The organism is Shewanella sp. GXUN23E (genome assembly GCF_050865035.1).
Lineage (GTDB): Bacteria > Pseudomonadota > Gammaproteobacteria > Enterobacterales > Shewanellaceae > Shewanella.
Genome location: NZ_JBOZWP010000001.1, coordinates 111,123 through 127,239, shown reverse-complemented (window position 1 = coordinate 127,239; position 16,117 = coordinate 111,123). Strand labels below are relative to the sequence as shown.

The 16,117-nt window shown below is 52.4% G+C and carries 12 protein-coding genes; 4 read left to right on the top strand and 8 right to left on the bottom strand.

Annotated elements, in window-relative coordinates:
- Positions 1–67: 67 nt before the first annotated feature.
- The gene (gene tyrS, locus ACRRUX_RS00555; RefSeq protein WP_432526234.1) at positions 68–1,264 is read left to right on the top strand and encodes a tyrosine--tRNA ligase; all 1,197 of its coding nucleotides are present in this window, start codon (positions 68–70) and stop codon (positions 1,262–1,264) included.
- Positions 1,265–1,374: 110 nt separating this feature from the next.
- Here tyrS and ACRRUX_RS00550 read toward each other — a convergent pair whose 3' ends face one another.
- The 6 genes from ACRRUX_RS00550 to gltB all read right to left on the bottom strand — a co-directional run bounded on the left by ACRRUX_RS00550 (position 1,375) and on the right by gltB (position 10,254).
- A complete protein-coding gene (locus ACRRUX_RS00550) occupies positions 1,375–1,773 on the bottom strand; it encodes a hypothetical protein (RefSeq protein WP_432526233.1) in 399 nt (132 codons plus the stop codon).
- A gap of 97 nt (positions 1,774–1,870) precedes the next feature.
- Positions 1,871–2,320, bottom strand: coding sequence for a nuclear transport factor 2 family protein (locus ACRRUX_RS00545; RefSeq protein ID WP_432526734.1), 450 nt, complete (start codon positions 2,318–2,320; stop codon positions 1,871–1,873).
- 246 nt (positions 2,321–2,566) lie between these two features.
- Positions 2,567–3,535: a cobalamin biosynthesis protein gene (locus ACRRUX_RS00540; protein WP_432526232.1), complete on the bottom strand. Its 969-nt coding sequence runs from the start codon at positions 3,533–3,535 to the stop codon at positions 2,567–2,569.
- 18 nt (positions 3,536–3,553) lie between these two features.
- Complete coding sequence (locus ACRRUX_RS00535) at positions 3,554–4,246, bottom strand: 5'-methylthioadenosine/adenosylhomocysteine nucleosidase (protein ID WP_432526231.1); 693 nt, start codon at positions 4,244–4,246, stop codon at positions 3,554–3,556.
- A 146-nt stretch (positions 4,247–4,392) separates the two neighbouring features.
- Positions 4,393–5,799: a glutamate synthase subunit beta gene (locus ACRRUX_RS00530; RefSeq protein WP_432526230.1), complete on the bottom strand. Its 1,407-nt coding sequence runs from the start codon at positions 5,797–5,799 to the stop codon at positions 4,393–4,395.
- A gap of 6 nt (positions 5,800–5,805) precedes the next feature.
- Positions 5,806–10,254 carry a glutamate synthase large subunit gene (gene gltB, locus ACRRUX_RS00525; protein ID WP_432526229.1) on the bottom strand — a complete coding sequence of 1,483 codons (4,449 nt, stop codon included), beginning with the start codon at positions 10,252–10,254 and terminating at the stop codon, positions 5,806–5,808.
- 436 nt (positions 10,255–10,690) lie between these two features.
- Here gltB and ACRRUX_RS00520 point away from each other — a divergent pair, with 436 nt between their 5' ends.
- The 3 genes from ACRRUX_RS00520 to oxyR all read left to right on the top strand — a co-directional run bounded on the left by ACRRUX_RS00520 (position 10,691) and on the right by oxyR (position 13,370).
- Positions 10,691–11,653, top strand: coding sequence for a TIGR01212 family radical SAM protein (locus ACRRUX_RS00520; protein WP_432526228.1), 963 nt, complete (start codon positions 10,691–10,693; stop codon positions 11,651–11,653).
- A gap of 262 nt (positions 11,654–11,915) precedes the next feature.
- The gene (locus ACRRUX_RS00515) at positions 11,916–12,281 is read left to right on the top strand and encodes an Hpt domain-containing protein (protein ID WP_432526227.1); all 366 of its coding nucleotides are present in this window, start codon (positions 11,916–11,918) and stop codon (positions 12,279–12,281) included.
- A gap of 168 nt (positions 12,282–12,449) precedes the next feature.
- On the top strand, positions 12,450–13,370 hold the full coding sequence (gene oxyR, locus ACRRUX_RS00510; protein ID WP_432526226.1) for a hydrogen peroxide-inducible genes transcriptional activator OxyR: 921 nt from the start codon (positions 12,450–12,452) through the stop codon (positions 13,368–13,370).
- A 25-nt stretch (positions 13,371–13,395) separates the two neighbouring features.
- On the opposite strand, the gene ACRRUX_RS00505 is transcribed toward oxyR, so the two are convergent.
- Both ACRRUX_RS00505 and mutH read right to left on the bottom strand, forming a co-directional pair.
- Positions 13,396–14,469: an adenylate/guanylate cyclase domain-containing protein gene (locus ACRRUX_RS00505; protein ID WP_432526225.1), complete on the bottom strand. Its 1,074-nt coding sequence runs from the start codon at positions 14,467–14,469 to the stop codon at positions 13,396–13,398.
- A gap of 339 nt (positions 14,470–14,808) precedes the next feature.
- The gene (mutH, locus tag ACRRUX_RS00500) at positions 14,809–15,486 is read right to left on the bottom strand and encodes a DNA mismatch repair endonuclease MutH (RefSeq protein ID WP_432526224.1); all 678 of its coding nucleotides are present in this window, start codon (positions 15,484–15,486) and stop codon (positions 14,809–14,811) included.
- Between the last annotated feature and the right edge of the window lie 631 nt (positions 15,487–16,117).

The window sequence follows — 16,117 nt, the reverse complement described above, 5'->3', positions numbered from 1 at the left end:
TTATTAGGGCTAACAAGTAACATAAGTCTCTTTCTATATTATTAGGCGCTTAGGGGTAACTGCCGAGATGGCTGACTTAGACCAGGTATTAGCAGAAATTAGACGTGGTACCGATGAGATTTTGCTCGAATCGGATCTGCTGGAAAAGTTGAAAGAGGGACGTCCTCTCAAGGTGAAGCTGGGGGCAGACCCGACGGCACCTGATATCCACTTGGGTCATACAGTTATCCTCAACAAACTGCGTACTTTCCAGGAGTTGGGTCATGAGGTGATCTTCCTGATCGGTGATTTCACCGGCATGGTGGGTGACCCAAGTGGCAAGAACACCACCCGTCCACCGCTGACACGCGAGCAGGTGCTGGCCAACGCCGAGACCTACAAGGAGCAGGTGTACAAAATTCTGGATCCGGCCAAGACCCGAATCGTGTTCAACTCCAGCTGGCTGGAAGACTTGGGCGCAGCCGGGATGATCCGTCTGGCGTCGCAGCAGACTGTGGCCCGCATGATGGAGCGTGATGACTTCAAGAAGCGTTACGCATCCGGTCAATCCATTGCTATTCATGAATTCATGTATCCACTGCTGCAGGGGTATGACTCGGTGGCACTGGAAGCCGATGTTGAGCTGGGTGGTACTGATCAGAAGTTCAACCTGCTGATGGGCCGTGAGTTGCAAAAAGCCGCTGGTCAGAAGCCGCAGGCTGTGATCATGATGCCGCTGCTGGAAGGTTTGGATGGCGTCAAGAAGATGTCCAAATCGGCCCACAACTACATTGGTGTGAGTGAAGCACCGGATGAAATGTTCGGTAAGATCATGTCCATTTCTGACGAATTGATGTGGCGTTACTACGAGCTGTTGTCATTCCGGCCACTGGCAGAGATTGCCCAGCTGAAGGCTGATGTGGACGCTGGTGCCAACCCTCGTGATACCAAGATTCTGCTGGCCAAAGAGATCATTGCCCGTTTCCATGATGAAGATGCGGCGCAAAAGGCGCACCAGAATTTCATTGATCGCTTCCAGAAGGGCGCAATCCCTGATGATATCGAGGAAGTTACTCTGGCCGCCGGTGAAGGCATGGCTATTGCAAACCTGCTGAAAGAGGCTGGTTTGGTGGGGTCTACTTCTGATGCCATGCGGATGATCAAGCAAGGCGCCGTCAAGATGGATGGTGATAAGCTGGATGATGCCAAACTGATGCTCAACGCCGGTGTGTGCGCGGTATTCCAGGTCGGTAAGCGCAAGTTTGCCAAGGTCACACTCAGCTAAGCAGTTTTCTGACTGAGTACAAGTGGATCAGTTTAAGGCCTGATGCCGGTGGCAGCAGGCCTTTTGCTATTAAGGGGCAAGGTGTTGCTGTTTGACTTGCTCAGCTCAATTCAATGACAGGGATCAGTACTGAAGTGCTGGCCCCTTTTACATTGCCAGCTTACCTGTGCCCGCTTCAGGGCCCAGTGATTTCCCTGTTGCTTCAGGGTCAGGATCAGCAAGACCTGCTGGTGGTCTTCCAGCGACGATTTGGATAAATAGGCCAGGGTTTCATTTTGGTGCTGGACAGTGCGTATCAGAGTGAACTGATTACCGGCGTAATGACGGCTGATTTGTTCCGGCGATTCACTCCAGCTTGCCTGTTGACGTCTGGCTTCATCCAGTTCGCGATTGAAGTGCTGCACCGGTTTATCGGCGTATGAAGTCACCATAGGGGGCAATTCTGCCGCAAATGCGCTGACGGCCAATAGCCACAGCAGAGGAAGAATACGGGCAGGCAATCTGGTCATTCTTGCCTTTCCTCCGGACACTTAATGAACATATGTCATTGGAGTGATGAAATGGTCGCAAGTTTCCGGATGAAAGAAAAAATGTGATTGCTGACCGTTATTGCGGCGCCAGTTGATCCGCCATGGTCTGATAGTCGATCAGATCTATGTGCTCCTTAACCCGTTTTTTGGCCATATCCAGTTTCAGGGTCGTGACACCGTACACTGCAACTTCGATGATTTTTCCCGGCTTGCCAAATTGGTCACCGGGACCTTTCAGGTAGTAACTGCCGATCATCACCACCAGTGAACCTGAGTTGTACATGTGCTCCAGATTGAAGCGATATTCCAATACCCCTTCATGGGCCCGTCGCAGAAAGTCCAGAATATGAATTTCGCCTGTGTATTTGCGGCCTGCTGTACGGTCAGAAAATACCGTTTCCCGATCGTAAAACTGTTCCAGTTTGCTGTAGTTGTGCGTCGTCAGAGCCTGCATATAGTTCATTGCCAATTGTTGCTCACGGGGCATCTCCCCTTGGTTTCCCAGGGCAGAAAAGGACAATAACATCAAACAGAACCAGATATTTCGCAATGTCAGCTCGCTACAGATATTCCAATAATGACACAGTGGCAGCAGAGGCTGGCCCGAGTGCTGAATAATGCCTTCTGCCAAACTCATGATCAAGCAGCTTTTACCGCCAATCAGGCATTTGTAGGGATGACTTCATCTACTTGAATCAACGGGATACCAATCCGCACTCCAGACAGGCTTTCGAACGAGTTGTTGGCGTGACTGCGATAGCCAGAACCGCAATTAATGAGCATACAGCCGGATGAGAATCCACAGCAGTGGCAAACAGATGAGCAGCGCCGAATAATAACCCGCGGCAGTGCGACTGAGTGACACAGCACGGCGAATATCCTGACTGCCAGGTAAGGCGGGTAATGGTGTTTTCGCCCGGCTGACTTTGATGTTGCCAAACATCTGCGGACCACCAAGTTCAATAGCCAGTGCCCGGGAGCCGGTAGTGACACTGCGGCTTAAAAAGACGGGACGAGGTTTCAGCCAGGTGATCAGCGTTGCAGGTCCGCCCTGCAGTGCCAGCAACAGTGCCCATAACAGGTCGGGAAACCACATCAATAAGCCACTGAGCAGATTGACCGGTTTACCAAAGCGACCGGTTGGACTGTGAGCTGGCCACTGGGCGGCGATGGTTGTCAGCATCCGCAGCAAAATGGCAAATGTGAGCCCACCGGCGAAAAATGCCAGCGATACTCCTATCAGGTTTACTGCGGGTCGATGGAGCACCAGCTCGATAGCCGTTTTACTCAAACCTGTGGCGGATAATTGTGAGACCGATTGAGGTACCCGCTCAGCCAGCAGAGCTTTGGCACTGGCTTTGTCATCTCGCTCAAGGTTGTCAGCAACCTGATTGCAAAGGCGATTGATGCCACTGTCATTGAAGCAGAAATACAGAATGACCAGCTCAAAAAACCAGGGATAGGCCGCCAGCAATGGAATAAACACGACTATGCTGCCGAAGGGTAACACCAGCAGCAGTGTGGCCAGCGTACCGGCGGTGTATTGCTGGGTATTGGAGCGCTGAGTGTGAGCGGCTTTCCCGGCTATCTGGCTGGCCAGTTGTGCAAGCCAGTAGAAGGGGTCATAGCGTAAGGGGAGGGGACGAATGCGTGACAGCAACAAAGCTGCTGTCACGAGGGCAAACACTTCCAGGAGAGCAACATCCTTGGTCGGCAATCCGGATAATAAGCCTGTGTCCATGGCGTTGCCTGCGGTTCCTTACAGATTGTTCAGCAGCGCCATCACCATCAGCGCAGAGTGGTGACCGGCCTTGATGATATAGCTGTCAAAATCCACGGGTGAGTCGTTGTTGGCATTGTCAGACAAAGAGCGGATCACCACAAAAGGCACGCCAAACTGGTGGCAAACCTGGGCAATGGCAGCGCCTTCCATTTCACAGGCGGCCATGGTCGGGAAGTGTTCAAGCATCACTTTGGTGCGGGCCGGATCGCAGATAAAACTGTCACCGGTACAGATAAGCCCTTCTATCGCTTTGACTTCACCCAGTGAGGCGATGGCCTGATTGGCGGCAGCTACCAGTTTTGCATCGGGCAGGAAGGCCGCAGGTTGCTGGGCCATCTGACCGATTTCATAACCAAAGGCAGTCACATCCACATCGTGATGACGCACTTCAGAAGAGATAACAATATCGCCAATCTCCAGACTGTCGACGAAACCACCGGCAGAGCCTGTGTTAATTACATAATCCGGCTGATACTTTTCAATCAGCAAGGTAGTGGCAATACTGGCGGCGACTTTGCCGATGCCTGAGCGGGTTACCACCACGTCTTTGCCATTGAGCTTGCCGGCAACAAACTCAATACCTGCGATGGTTTGAGACTCAGCCGCTTCCATAGAGGCGATCAGATGGGCGACTTCTGGCTCCATCGCGCCGATAATACCGATTTTCATATCAGACCTTTTTGACTTCACAAGGGAATGGAAATTGGCGCTAACTATAGCACAGGCTTGAGCCTGGATGCGCGCCTGTGTGTCTCAATGACAAGCCCGCATTAAATGCGGGCTTGATAGCTGGATAACTGAGTGCAATCACACCGTTAGCTTAAAAAGTTGAGTATACCCAGGGCCGCATCCCGACCTTCGGCGATGGCGGTAACCACCAGATCTGAGCCGCGGACCATATCGCCCCCGGCAAAGACTTTGGGGTTGCTGGTCTGGAAGGGGTTGTCGTCCAGTTTGCTGGCTTTGACCCGGCCCCACTGATCCAGTTCAATACCAAAATCAGCAAACCAGGGCGCAGGACTTGGCTGGAAACCAAAGGCGATGATCACTGCATCGGCCGCCAACACTTGCTCACTGCCCATCACAGGCTGAGGGCTGCGACGCCCTGACTGATCCGGCTCGCCCAGTTGGGTCTCCACACATTCCAGCCCTGACACTTTGCCATCTTGGGTATGAATGGCGATGGGCTGGCGGTTGAACAGAAATTGGACGCCTTCCTCTTTGGCATTTTGCACTTCACGGCGCGAGCCGGGCATATTCTGTTCGTCACGGCGATACACACAGGTGACTGACTCGGCCCCCTGACGCACCGCGGTGCGCACGCAGTCCATGGCGGTATCGCCGCCGCCCAGTACCACGACTTTTTTGCCCTTCATGGACTGGTAAGGATGCTCACTTGATTGGGTGCCCATGAGTTTGTGGGTGTTGCCAATCAGATAGGGCAGTGCCTGGTACACGCCCTGCGCATCCTCACCCGGCAGATTAGCCTGCATGGCGCTGTAGGTGCCCATGCCAAGGAACACCGCATCATATTCATCCAACAACTGCTGGAAGGGGATGTCCTGACCTATGGTGACACCCAGGCGAAACTCTATGCCCATGCCTTCCATCACTGTGCGGCGAATGGCCATGACGTTTTTGTCCAGCTTGAACGCCGGAATGCCGTAGGTGAGCAGGCCACCAATTTGTGGGTATTTGTCGTATACCACCGCCTGAACGCCGTTGCGTGCCAGAATATCGGCGCAGCCAAGTCCGGCAGGGCCGGCGCCTATGATGGCCACTTTTTCCTTGCGGGCGACCACGGCGGACAGATCTGGCCGCCATCCCTGGGCAAATGCGGTGTCGGTGATGTATTTCTCGACATTGCCTATGGTGACGGCACCGAATTCTTCATTCAGGGTACAGGCACCTTCACACAATCTGTCCTGGGGGCACACCCTGCCGCAAATTTCCGGCAGGGTATTGGTTTCATGCACCAGCTCAACCGCTTCCATGATACGCCCCTGCTTGGCCAGCTTCAGCCAGTTGGGAATATAGTTGTGCAGCGGACACTTCCATTCACAGTAGGGATTACCGCAGTCCAGACAGCGATCTGCCTGCTGCTGTACCTGAGGCTGTTCAAAGGCCTGATAAATCTCAATAAACTGGCTGGTACGGCGTTTCACCGGATGCTTGGCAGGATCCTGTCTGGCAACATCAATAAACTGAAAATCGTTACTCATTGCGTATTACCCCGCCTTCACTGACAACAACTGACCGCCTTGTTCATGCTTGAGCAGATCGGCCAGCGCCACATTTTTTGGCTTGACCAGTACAAAGCAGTCGAGCCAGTTTTCAAAATCACTCAGGATCATCCGCGCATGTTCACTGCCAGTCCGCTTAACATGCTCTTCAATCAGCCCCTGCAGATGCTGCTGATGGATAGGGCTGCTCAAGTCCTGGGTATCCACCATTTCACGGTTGACCCGTTTATCAAACTTGCCGAATTGATCAAATACGTAAGCAAAGCCGCCTGTCATGCCAGCGCCGAAGTTCACCCCGGTTTTGCCCAGTACCAGTACTATGCCGCCTGTCATGTATTCGCAGCCGTTATCGCCCACGCCTTCAACCACGGCAATGGCGCCTGAGTTGCGTACGGCAAAGCGTTCACCGGCCTGACCGGCGGCAAACAGTTTGCCGCCGGTGGCGCCATATAAACAGGTGTTACCGATAATGGCGGAGCGCTCAGTTTTAAAGTTACTGCCCACAGGCGGGTACAGGGTCAGGCTGCCGCCGGACATGCCTTTGCCGACGTAATCGTTGGCATCACCCACTAGATTGAGCTCAATCCCCGGGCTGTTCCACACGCCAAAACTCTGGCCTGCAGTGCCCTGGAAGGACAGTTTGATCGGCTCTGGCGTGCCCTTGATACCGTAGCGCTTGGCGATATAGCCCGACAAGGCCGCGCCCACCGAGCGGTCGGTATTGCTGATGCTGAATTTGGCCTTAAAGGCTTTGCCGTCATCGACTGCCTGACGGCAGGACTCCAGCAGTTTGATATTCAGTTCACCCTTGTCTTCCGGGGTATTGCGCTCCTGCCAGGTAACGGCACTGCCCACGGGCAGTTTGGGATTGTACAGGATGGCAGACAGATCCAGACCCCGCTGTTTGTCGCTCTGGCCTTCAAGGGCGATCAGCCACTCGGTGCGGCCTACCAGTTGTTCAAACTCGCTGACCCCAAGTTTGGCCATCCACTCGCGCACTTCGGCGGCAACAAACTCAAAATAGGTCATCACCCGCTCAGGCAGGCCATGATAATGCTTGTCCCTCAGGGTTGGATTCTGGGTCGCGACCCCGGTGGCACAGTTGTTCAGATGGCAGATGCGCAGGTATTTACAGCCCAGGGCAATCATGGGCACAGTGCCGAAACCGAAGCTCTCGGCGCCCAGCAATGCCGCTTTGATGACATCCTGGCCGGTCTTCAACCCACCATCTACCTGCAGGCGGATTTTGTGGCGCAGCCCATTTTCCACCAGTGACTGATGCACCTCTGCCAGACCCAGCTCCCACGGGCTGCCGGCGTATTTGACTGAGGTTATGGGGCTGGCTCCGGTGCCGCCGTCATAGCCGGATACGGTGATCATATCGGCATAGGCTTTGGCCACGCCTGTGGCAATGGTGCCAATCCCGGGCTCTGACACCAGCTTGACCGACACCATGGCGGTGGGGTTGATCTGCTTGAGATCGAAAATCAGCTGGGCCAAATCTTCGATGGAATAGATATCGTGGTGCGGCGGCGGTGAGATCAGGGTGACGCCGGGACGCGAATAGCGCAGTCCGGCAATTTCCACACTCACCTTGTCGCCTGGCAGCTGACCGCCTTCTCCGGGCTTGGCGCCCTGAGCCACCTTAATCTGCAGCACATCGGCATTCACCAGATAGTGAGCGGTGACCCCAAAGCGGCCAGAGGCGATCTGCTTGATGGCAGAATTGCGCTCTGTATTGAAGCGGCGGGCATCTTCGCCACCTTCCCCTGAATTGGAACGGCCGCCCAGACGGTTCATGGCGATGGCCAGCGCTTCATGGGCTTCCGGGCTGAGCGCGCCGATACTCATGGCGGCGCTGTCAAAACGGGGATACAGGTGAGTGGCCTCTTCGACCTTATCAAGCGCAATGGCCGGTTGCTCACCCTGGATGCCAATCAGATCCCTGAGGGTCGCTATTGGCCGCTCATCCACCAGTTTGGCGAAGGTTTTATAGGCCTGATAATCCCGCTCCCGCAGTGCATGCTGCAGGGTGTTGACCACATCCGGGTTGAAGCAGTGGTATTCGCCGCCCTCAACATATTTCAGCAATCCGCCCTGAGGGAGCGGTTGGTGGCGGGCAAAGGCGCGTTGGTGCAGTTTGCGCTGATCATCGGCAATATGGCTGAAACTGGCGCCCTGGACCCGGCTTATTACGCCGTTAAAGCACAGCTGCACCACGTCATCGGCCAGACCTATGGCTTCAAACTGCTGGCTGCAGCGGTAAGAACCGACGGTACTGATCCCCATCTTGGACATGATTTTACGCAGGCCCTTTTCGATGCCCTGACGGAAGTTCAGCATCAGGCTGATCCTGTCCTCTTCACCGAAGCGGTCGGCCAGATCGGCAATGGACTCGTATACCAGGAAGGGGTAAATCGCGGTCGCGCCAAATCCCAGCAGCACGGCAAAGTGGTGGGGGTCACGGGCGGTGGCCGTCTCCACTATGATGTTGGTGTCACACCGCAGGCTTTTCTCCACTAGACGCTGCTGTACTGCGCCTACCGCCATAGCGGCGGGGATCAGCTGGGTTGATTCAGTGATCAGGCGATCGGACAACACCAGCAAAGTGGTACCGGTTCGGGCCAGTCGCTCGGCTTCATCTGTCACCCGGCGAATGGCATTTTCCAGCCCTTCGGTCGGGTCGTAATTCAGCTGCAGGGTATCGGCGCGGTAGTTGGCTTTATCCAGCGACATCAGTTGACTGAAATCGCTGAACAGCAAAATCGGCGATTCAAACATCACCCGATACGCATGGCCCGTGGTTTCGTTGAACAGATTCTGCTCACGGCCGACACAGGTGGTCAGCGACATCACGTGCTTTTCCCGCAGCGGATCGATAGGCGGGTTGGTGACCTGGGCAAACTTCTGGCGGAAATAGTCATACAGGCTGCGCTGCTGTTTGGACAGCACGGCCATGGGAGTATCGTCTCCCATGGAGCCAATGGCTTCTTCGCCTTTTTGCGCCAGTACCCATATCACCTGCTCCAGCTCTTCACGGGTATAGCCGAACAGCTTCTGGTATTGCAGCAGGGCATCGGGTTTGAACTCACGGTTACCGTGCTGATTGGCCGCCAGCATATAAGCCGGGGTCAGGGTTTTGGAGTTCTTGGCCATCCACTGCTTGTAGGGGTGGCGGCGTTTCAGGTCGTTATCAATCTCAAAGGACTGATATAGACGACCATCCAGGGTATCGAGTACCAGCAGTTCGCCCGGACCTACCCGGCCTTTTTCCACCACTTCATCGGCGCCGTAATCCCAGATGCCGATCTCTGACGCCAGTGTCAGGATGCGGTCTTTGGTGATCACATAGCGCGATGGCCGCAGGCCGTTTCTGTCGACTGCACAGGCGGCGTGACGACCATTGGTCATCACAATCCCGGCCGGGCCATCCCAGGGCTCCATGTGCATGGAGTTGAAGTCGTAAAAAGCTTTGAGATCTTCATCCATCTCAGGATTACTTTGCCATGCAGGCGGGATCAGCATACGCATGGCGCGATACAGATCCATGCCACCGGAGAGCAGCATCTCCAGCATATTGTCCAGTGACGAGGAGTCAGAGCCGGTTTCATTGACAAAGGGGGCGGCCTGCTGCAAATCCGGCAACAGGGGCGAATTGAACTTGTAGGCGCGGGCGCGGGCCCACTGGCGGTTACCGGTAATGGTATTGATTTCACCATTGTGAGCCAGATACCGAAATGGCTGCGCCAATGGCCAAATAGGTGAAGTATTGGTAGAGAATCGCTGGTGAAACAAGCAGATAGCGCTTTGCAGGCGAATATCGGCCAGATCCAGATAAAACTCCGGCAGTGCCGCAGGCATCATCAGGCCTTTATAGACGATCACCTGACCGGACAGCGACGCCACATAGAAATCTTTATCGTCACTCAGTTGTTGCTCGAGACGGCGACGTGCCATATACAATCGGCGCTCAAGATCCTTTTCCCGCCAGCCGATGGGTGAGTTGATCAGCACTTGATAAATCTGCGGCAGGGTTTCACGGCCAATGGGGCCAAGCACATCCGGATCGATAGGGACTTTGCGCCAGCCGGCGATACTCAGGGTCTCGCGCTCCAGTTCCCGGGCCAGCATGTACTGGGCGGCTTCAGCTTTTTGGGGATCCTGACTCAGAAACAGCATTCCTACCGCAAATTTACGGCTCAGATGCCAGTCATTTTCTGCCGCCACGGCTTCGAAAAATTTAATCGGCAATTGCATCAGCAAGCCGCAGCCGTCGCCGGTCTGGCCATCAGCTGCAATACCACCCCTGTGCTTCATTCTATCCAAGCCATGAATAGCGGTACGCACAATCCGGTGGCTGGGTTCGCCATCCATTTGGGCTATTAAGCCAAAGCCACAATTGTCCCGCTCAAAACTGGGATGATACAAGCTCATACAAACAACCTCCCTTCAATGCTCAAGGTTTACTACGTCGGGAGAACTCATTTCTTCTAATGTCTTTTGCCCGAACTGTTCAAGCTATATGCACATGAGTAAAACGTCAATCACATAGATTGCATAAAAATATAATTTTGGCTGATAAAAGTGGTGCGAAATTTAATATGATTACCTTGACGTAAACTGGTAAAAATTGGGTTTGCTGATGTTTTTATCAATTGAAACCACATGTATTTGAGTTTTTGTGATCCAGTGTGAGATTTTTTTGATGATTACTTTGGTTTTGTGAATAATGATTTTTTTTGCAGCTACAGTGAATGAAACTCATGATGACCATGACCGCCGGGTAGTCTGCTGAAATTTGACCTTGTCCAAGGACGTATTGCTTAGGAATGACTAAAATACCCCTCCTTCATTTTCCTGGAACGTCGCTGTGGGACTCGATAAATACGCCAATACTTTCGGTGCTGTCTGTAAAACCAAATATGGCAGCAAAGTAAAAAAGCTGACAATTGACGCCAAATTTACCTGTCCCAATCGTGATGGCACCCTGGGAAAGGGAGGTTGTACCTTTTGTAATGTAGCCTCTTTCAGTCACGAGATGGGGAGCCCTTTAAGCATAGCCGAGCAGCTTGAAGCCGGTAAAACCAGTATGAATATCAAAAGGCTGCAAAAGGTTGGCAGTGCCAGAGGCGCGGCGGGAGACAAATTCATCGCTTATTTTCAGGCGTATACCAGCACCTATGATGAATACCGGCTGCTCAAGCAAAGGTATGACGAGGCGCTGGCAGACGGCGATATCGTGGGACTGCATGTGGGCACCCGTCCGGATTGTGTGCCAGATGAGGTGTTGGCGCTGCTCGCTGAATATCAGCAACGTGGCGTCGATGTCTGGCTGGAGCTGGGACTGCAATCAGCCCACGACCATACCTTGAAGAAAATTAATCGAGGCCATGGATTTGCTGCCTATGCCGACACGGTAAAAAGGGCGCAGCAACAGGGAATTAAAGTGTGCACCCATTTGATTCTGGGGCTGCCTGATGAAACTCACGAAGACTATATGTCAACGCTGCAACAGGTGCTGACGCTGGGCGTCGAAGGATTGAAAATTCATCCGCTGCATATTGTAGAAGGCAGCACAATGGCAAAAGCATGGCGTGCCGGACGGATGGAAACCCTCACTTTGGAACAGTATGTTTACAGTGTGGGTGAGATGATCCGCGCAATCCCAAAAGAAGTGGTGTTACACCGGGTAACGGCCTATGCCAAACAGCCTATGCTGCTGGCGCCACAGTGGTGTGCGTCTCGTTGGGATGGGCTGGTAGCCATAGTCAACAATCTGCAGGAATTCGGTGGCCAGGGTGCTGCGCTGCAAAAGCCATCAGCTGCCGATTAATTGCGCTACAACTTGATGCATTAATTGCCAATTCGATCACTGCCACTGTTTTATCTCAACATAATGTTGCTGTTGTGTTACTGCTGGATGAATCTGCGGCGATCTTCACTTATTGTGTTGCACGGCGCACTGCAGCAGGTATTATTGCTCAGACAAAATAACCTGCAACCCTGCATTTCAAAGGGAAACGAAGCAGTGCAAGCGTCTGTTGGATCGCAGCATGCAGTGGGCGTATATGAATTACTCTACAGAGGGGGCATCGATGGCGACAGCTGAATTGGAAAATATTCTGGACCTGAACACACTGGAGCAATACTGCAGTGCGATTGGTGCCGGAACCTTGCTCAAGAGCGTAGTATTGTTTGAGCAGCTGATGCCTGAATATGTTGGCAATCTGGTGGCTGCCAGCAAGAATGCAGAAAAAGAAGTACTGTGCTCAGAAGCACATAAATTCAAAGGCGCCGCTGGCTCTGTGGGTCTGAAGCGTATCCAGCAGTATGCTCAGTTGCTGCAACACGGCGAGGCGTCAGACTGGCCTGAAATGCATGCGATTTGGCTGAATGTCATCGTTGAAAATGGTGAAAAAGATCTGGCGATGCTTAAGGCATACCTGGAAGCCAAGGTTTAAGTGCTTCACTGAAACTGAATGAGTAAAAGAAGACGGCACCTGCGGGGCCGTTTTTTTATGCCTGTTTGGCCGTCAGTTTGATCTGAATTGGCTTTTTCAGCAGATGAAATGTGCTAGAGTGCCAAGAGTTAAAAAATCAGGTGCAAACAGCAAAAGGTAATCGATTAAATGAAACACTTACCCAGCCTGAAAAACCTGTTCTACCTGGTGAATCTGCATCAGGAACAGAACTTTAATCGTGCAGCAAAAGTCTGCCATGTCAGTCAGTCGACCCTGTCCAGTGGGATTCAGAATCTGGAAGAGCAACTGGGACATCAGTTGATTGAGCGGGATCATAAATCGTTTATGTTCACCGCCATCGGAGAGGAAGTGGTGTTGCGTTCACGCAAACTGCTCACCGATGTTGATGATTTGGTTGAGCTGGTTCGCAACCAGGGTGAACCCATGACCGGAGAGATCCGTTTGGGTTGTATTCCCACGATTGCGCCATTTTTGCTCAGCCGGGTTGTGCGACACTGTCAGAAGACCTACCCGGAGCTGACGTTGCTGCTCAAGGAAGACACTACTGACAGATTGCTTGAGTCCCTGGGTAAAGGTGAGCTGGACTTGCTGCTGCTGGCATTGCCCGTGGATACCCGTGGCTATCACAAGATGAAAGTCGGGGTTGATCCCTTCAAAATGGTGGTGCACAAAGATTTGCAGGCCGAGTTCCATGATCCTGTGGATTATCAGTTGCTGCCGGATGAGAGTATCTTCTTGTTGCAAAGCGAGCACTGCATCACCGGACATGCAATCAGCGCCTGTCAGTTGAGTGATACTGCCAAGGTGAACCCATTTGCCGCAACCAGTCTGCACACTCTGGTACAGATGGTGAACAGTAAACTTGGCACAACGTTCCTGCCTCAGATGGCGATTGATGCCGGGATCCTTAACGATACTGAGTTGCAGGTGATCAATCCTCCCGGAGAAGCACCTTACCGGGACATAGGTCTGGTGTGGCGACAGACGACCAGCCGTATCTTGACCTTCCGCAATCTGGGACTTGAGATAGAGAAACTGCTGAAAGCATCCCAACAAAAAGCGGCCTGATGGCCGCTTTCTTTTTGACTTGCCGTTAACGGCCCTTGGGGGAAACCCCGAATACCTGAGTGGTATGTTGCTTGCCTTTTAACTGCACCTGACCCAGATCATGCAGCTGATAGTGTGAGCCGTCCGTTTCCAGCCGATTGACCAGATTGCCCGACAGCAGCATACGTTGCCCCAGGGGATTACACTGATCCTGCAATCTGGCGAGGGTATTGAGCACGTCGGAGAAGAAGCTGATTTCCTGTTTGTTGACACCTACGACGGCGGCAACCACCTGGCCACAGTGAGCGGCGGCTTTGAACTTGGGCACGAAGCCGTAGTGTTCTTCAAAGTACTGGCGCTGCCAGTTAAGTTGCTGGCTGAACTCAAAGTAGATGTTGATGCAGCGGTCCTGCACAATCCCTTCTTCCAATGGCCAGTGGATCAGCACAGCATCGCCCATATATCGATAGATTTCTGCTTCGTTTCGGGTAACGGTTTCAGCCAGCAGACTGAAGCTGTCCTGAATTAACCGACTGAAACGATAGTCGCCCAGAGTCTCTGCGTGAGCGGTGGAGGAAACCATGTCCAGATACAGAAACAGTCGCTGTTCATATCTGGGTTTGTGGTACTTCCCCATACCGATATTGATCAAAACCCTGGGCCCCACCAACAGACTCATCTGCTCAATAAACGCCAGACTTATTCTGACTACCACCAGATAAACGATCAGTGCCTGAAACGAAGGTGTGTACAGCACATGAACGGTCAGCATCTGCCGCAAAGTGGCCATATGGTTTTCGATGGCCCACATATTCAGGAATTGAGTGATATACGCCAGAGTGGTAGCGCCCAGCAGCAGGAACAGACCTTTGAAGATAACGGAAAACAGATAGGGAAGGCGGTTGATGGCGCTGAAGTCGGCGATCAGATTTGACATCCAGTGCAGACTGCCAAAAATGACCCCCATATAAATAGCTAAGGTCGCCAGATCTGCAGAGCCAACTGCCCATTGGGGAAGATCCGGTGTTTGCGCATATCTGAAAAATACGAAGGCAGCCATGGCGGCTGTCCACGCAAGCACTGCAAACGCCAGCTTTTTGGCCTGTCGACTCGCTCTCACTGACTAATTATTACTCTATATATGATACTGCTCGGAGGAGCCGCTAGTGTATTCATATCAAGGCTGCTTTTCCAGTAACATTCGTGATCCAGGTCAAGCTAATGTCGAATGCCGCCGCTGGCGTTAATGATTCACCGGTCCAGTCTGCCGCTTTACTGAGAAAAGCAAAGGGGATTAGGGCAGTTGCAACATTAACAATAAAATATCAGGCTTCGGATGACGAAACATGAGGAGACGCAATATCACATTCTTCCCAGGTAATACACCTGCGCTTTATTCCGAATGTTGCTGTCAGACGACGGGAAAAGGCGCTGTTTTAGGCCTTTGCGCGACTTGAATTCAGGCGTGTGGCGAAAATGCCCGGTTCAGTATGTTCGCGGTAAAGCTTGTTTTCAGATAAAAGCCCCTGGGATTGGTTTGTATGACTTGCCCGTCCAGTCCGATGCTATCTGTCATTACCCGGCTGTTGGCTGCTTTGGGACGTAACTGCAATACATCCCCATGACGCGCAGTAATGCGCTCGACCTGACCCAGCGCAATGAGCTCCATAATCTCTTCCCAATCCTGTTGCAGCTGCGCTTCTTCCTGCGCCGAGGGGGTCCACAGGATGCCTGTACCAATACGTCGCTCTGCGACCGGAATGTCCCGTTCACCCTCTATGGGGATCCACAATACCCGCTGCAGTTTATGGCGCACCAGGCTGCTTTCCCAGGTCAGTCCCTGAATGTTGATAAGTGGGGCGACACAGACATAGGTGGTTTCCAGTGGGGTGCCTGAATAACTCAAAGGGATGGTTTTAAGCTCAACCCCCAGGTGGGCGAAGTCCTGCATGGGTTTTGAACCTGCGGTCGCGCCAAGTTCAGTTTCGATCAGCTGACCAATCCAGCCCTTATCCCGACGCAGATTGGCGGGGACTGGAACGCCGACGTGGTTTGCCAGCTGGCCCAGTGTGATCCCGGCCATGTTGTTCACTCTGTCCATCAGCTCATCTATGTCTTTTGGGGGATGCTGGCTCAAATTGCTTTCCTTTGAATAGGAGGAGACAGGCAATTCTATCAGGAAAGTCCCGGGGTTGTGGCACTGATACCTGAGTGACTCAGGGTGTTGATGGCTGGAACTTGGCGTGGCTATTTTTTAAACACACACAAAAACAGTTGCAGAGTTGAATTCCTGATGATGTAACGTAATGAAAAATATGGAATATTCATGGTTTTTACGAGATTTATTCAACTCTGTGCCGAATTACTCGCTGCTTTCCCCTGTGTTCCTCACAAATTTATCCACAGATTTTTGGGATAACTTTTCCCGACCAGGCTCAACATCATAATTATTGCGATGTCAATCAACTAAATAACGGTTTATAACGACTGATGTGAGCATTTGTTGGACAAGGCTGTGAATAAATTGAGCATTGCTTGAGGTCAAATCACAGGAAAATCTTTGGTGGTCAAAAAGTGTGCTCTTCGTCATTTGAGAGTTTTGATAACTTTCATAAAAGTAATTTTATTCATAAAATTCATATTGATACTGTGTTTTGGTGGTGGGCGCTTGTGAACGCTATTTATTCGCGCATGAGGCTTTTTCCAGCAATACACCAAGTTTCGAACATAGATATCCACAGATTTTGTGGATAATGCACAGGCGTGTG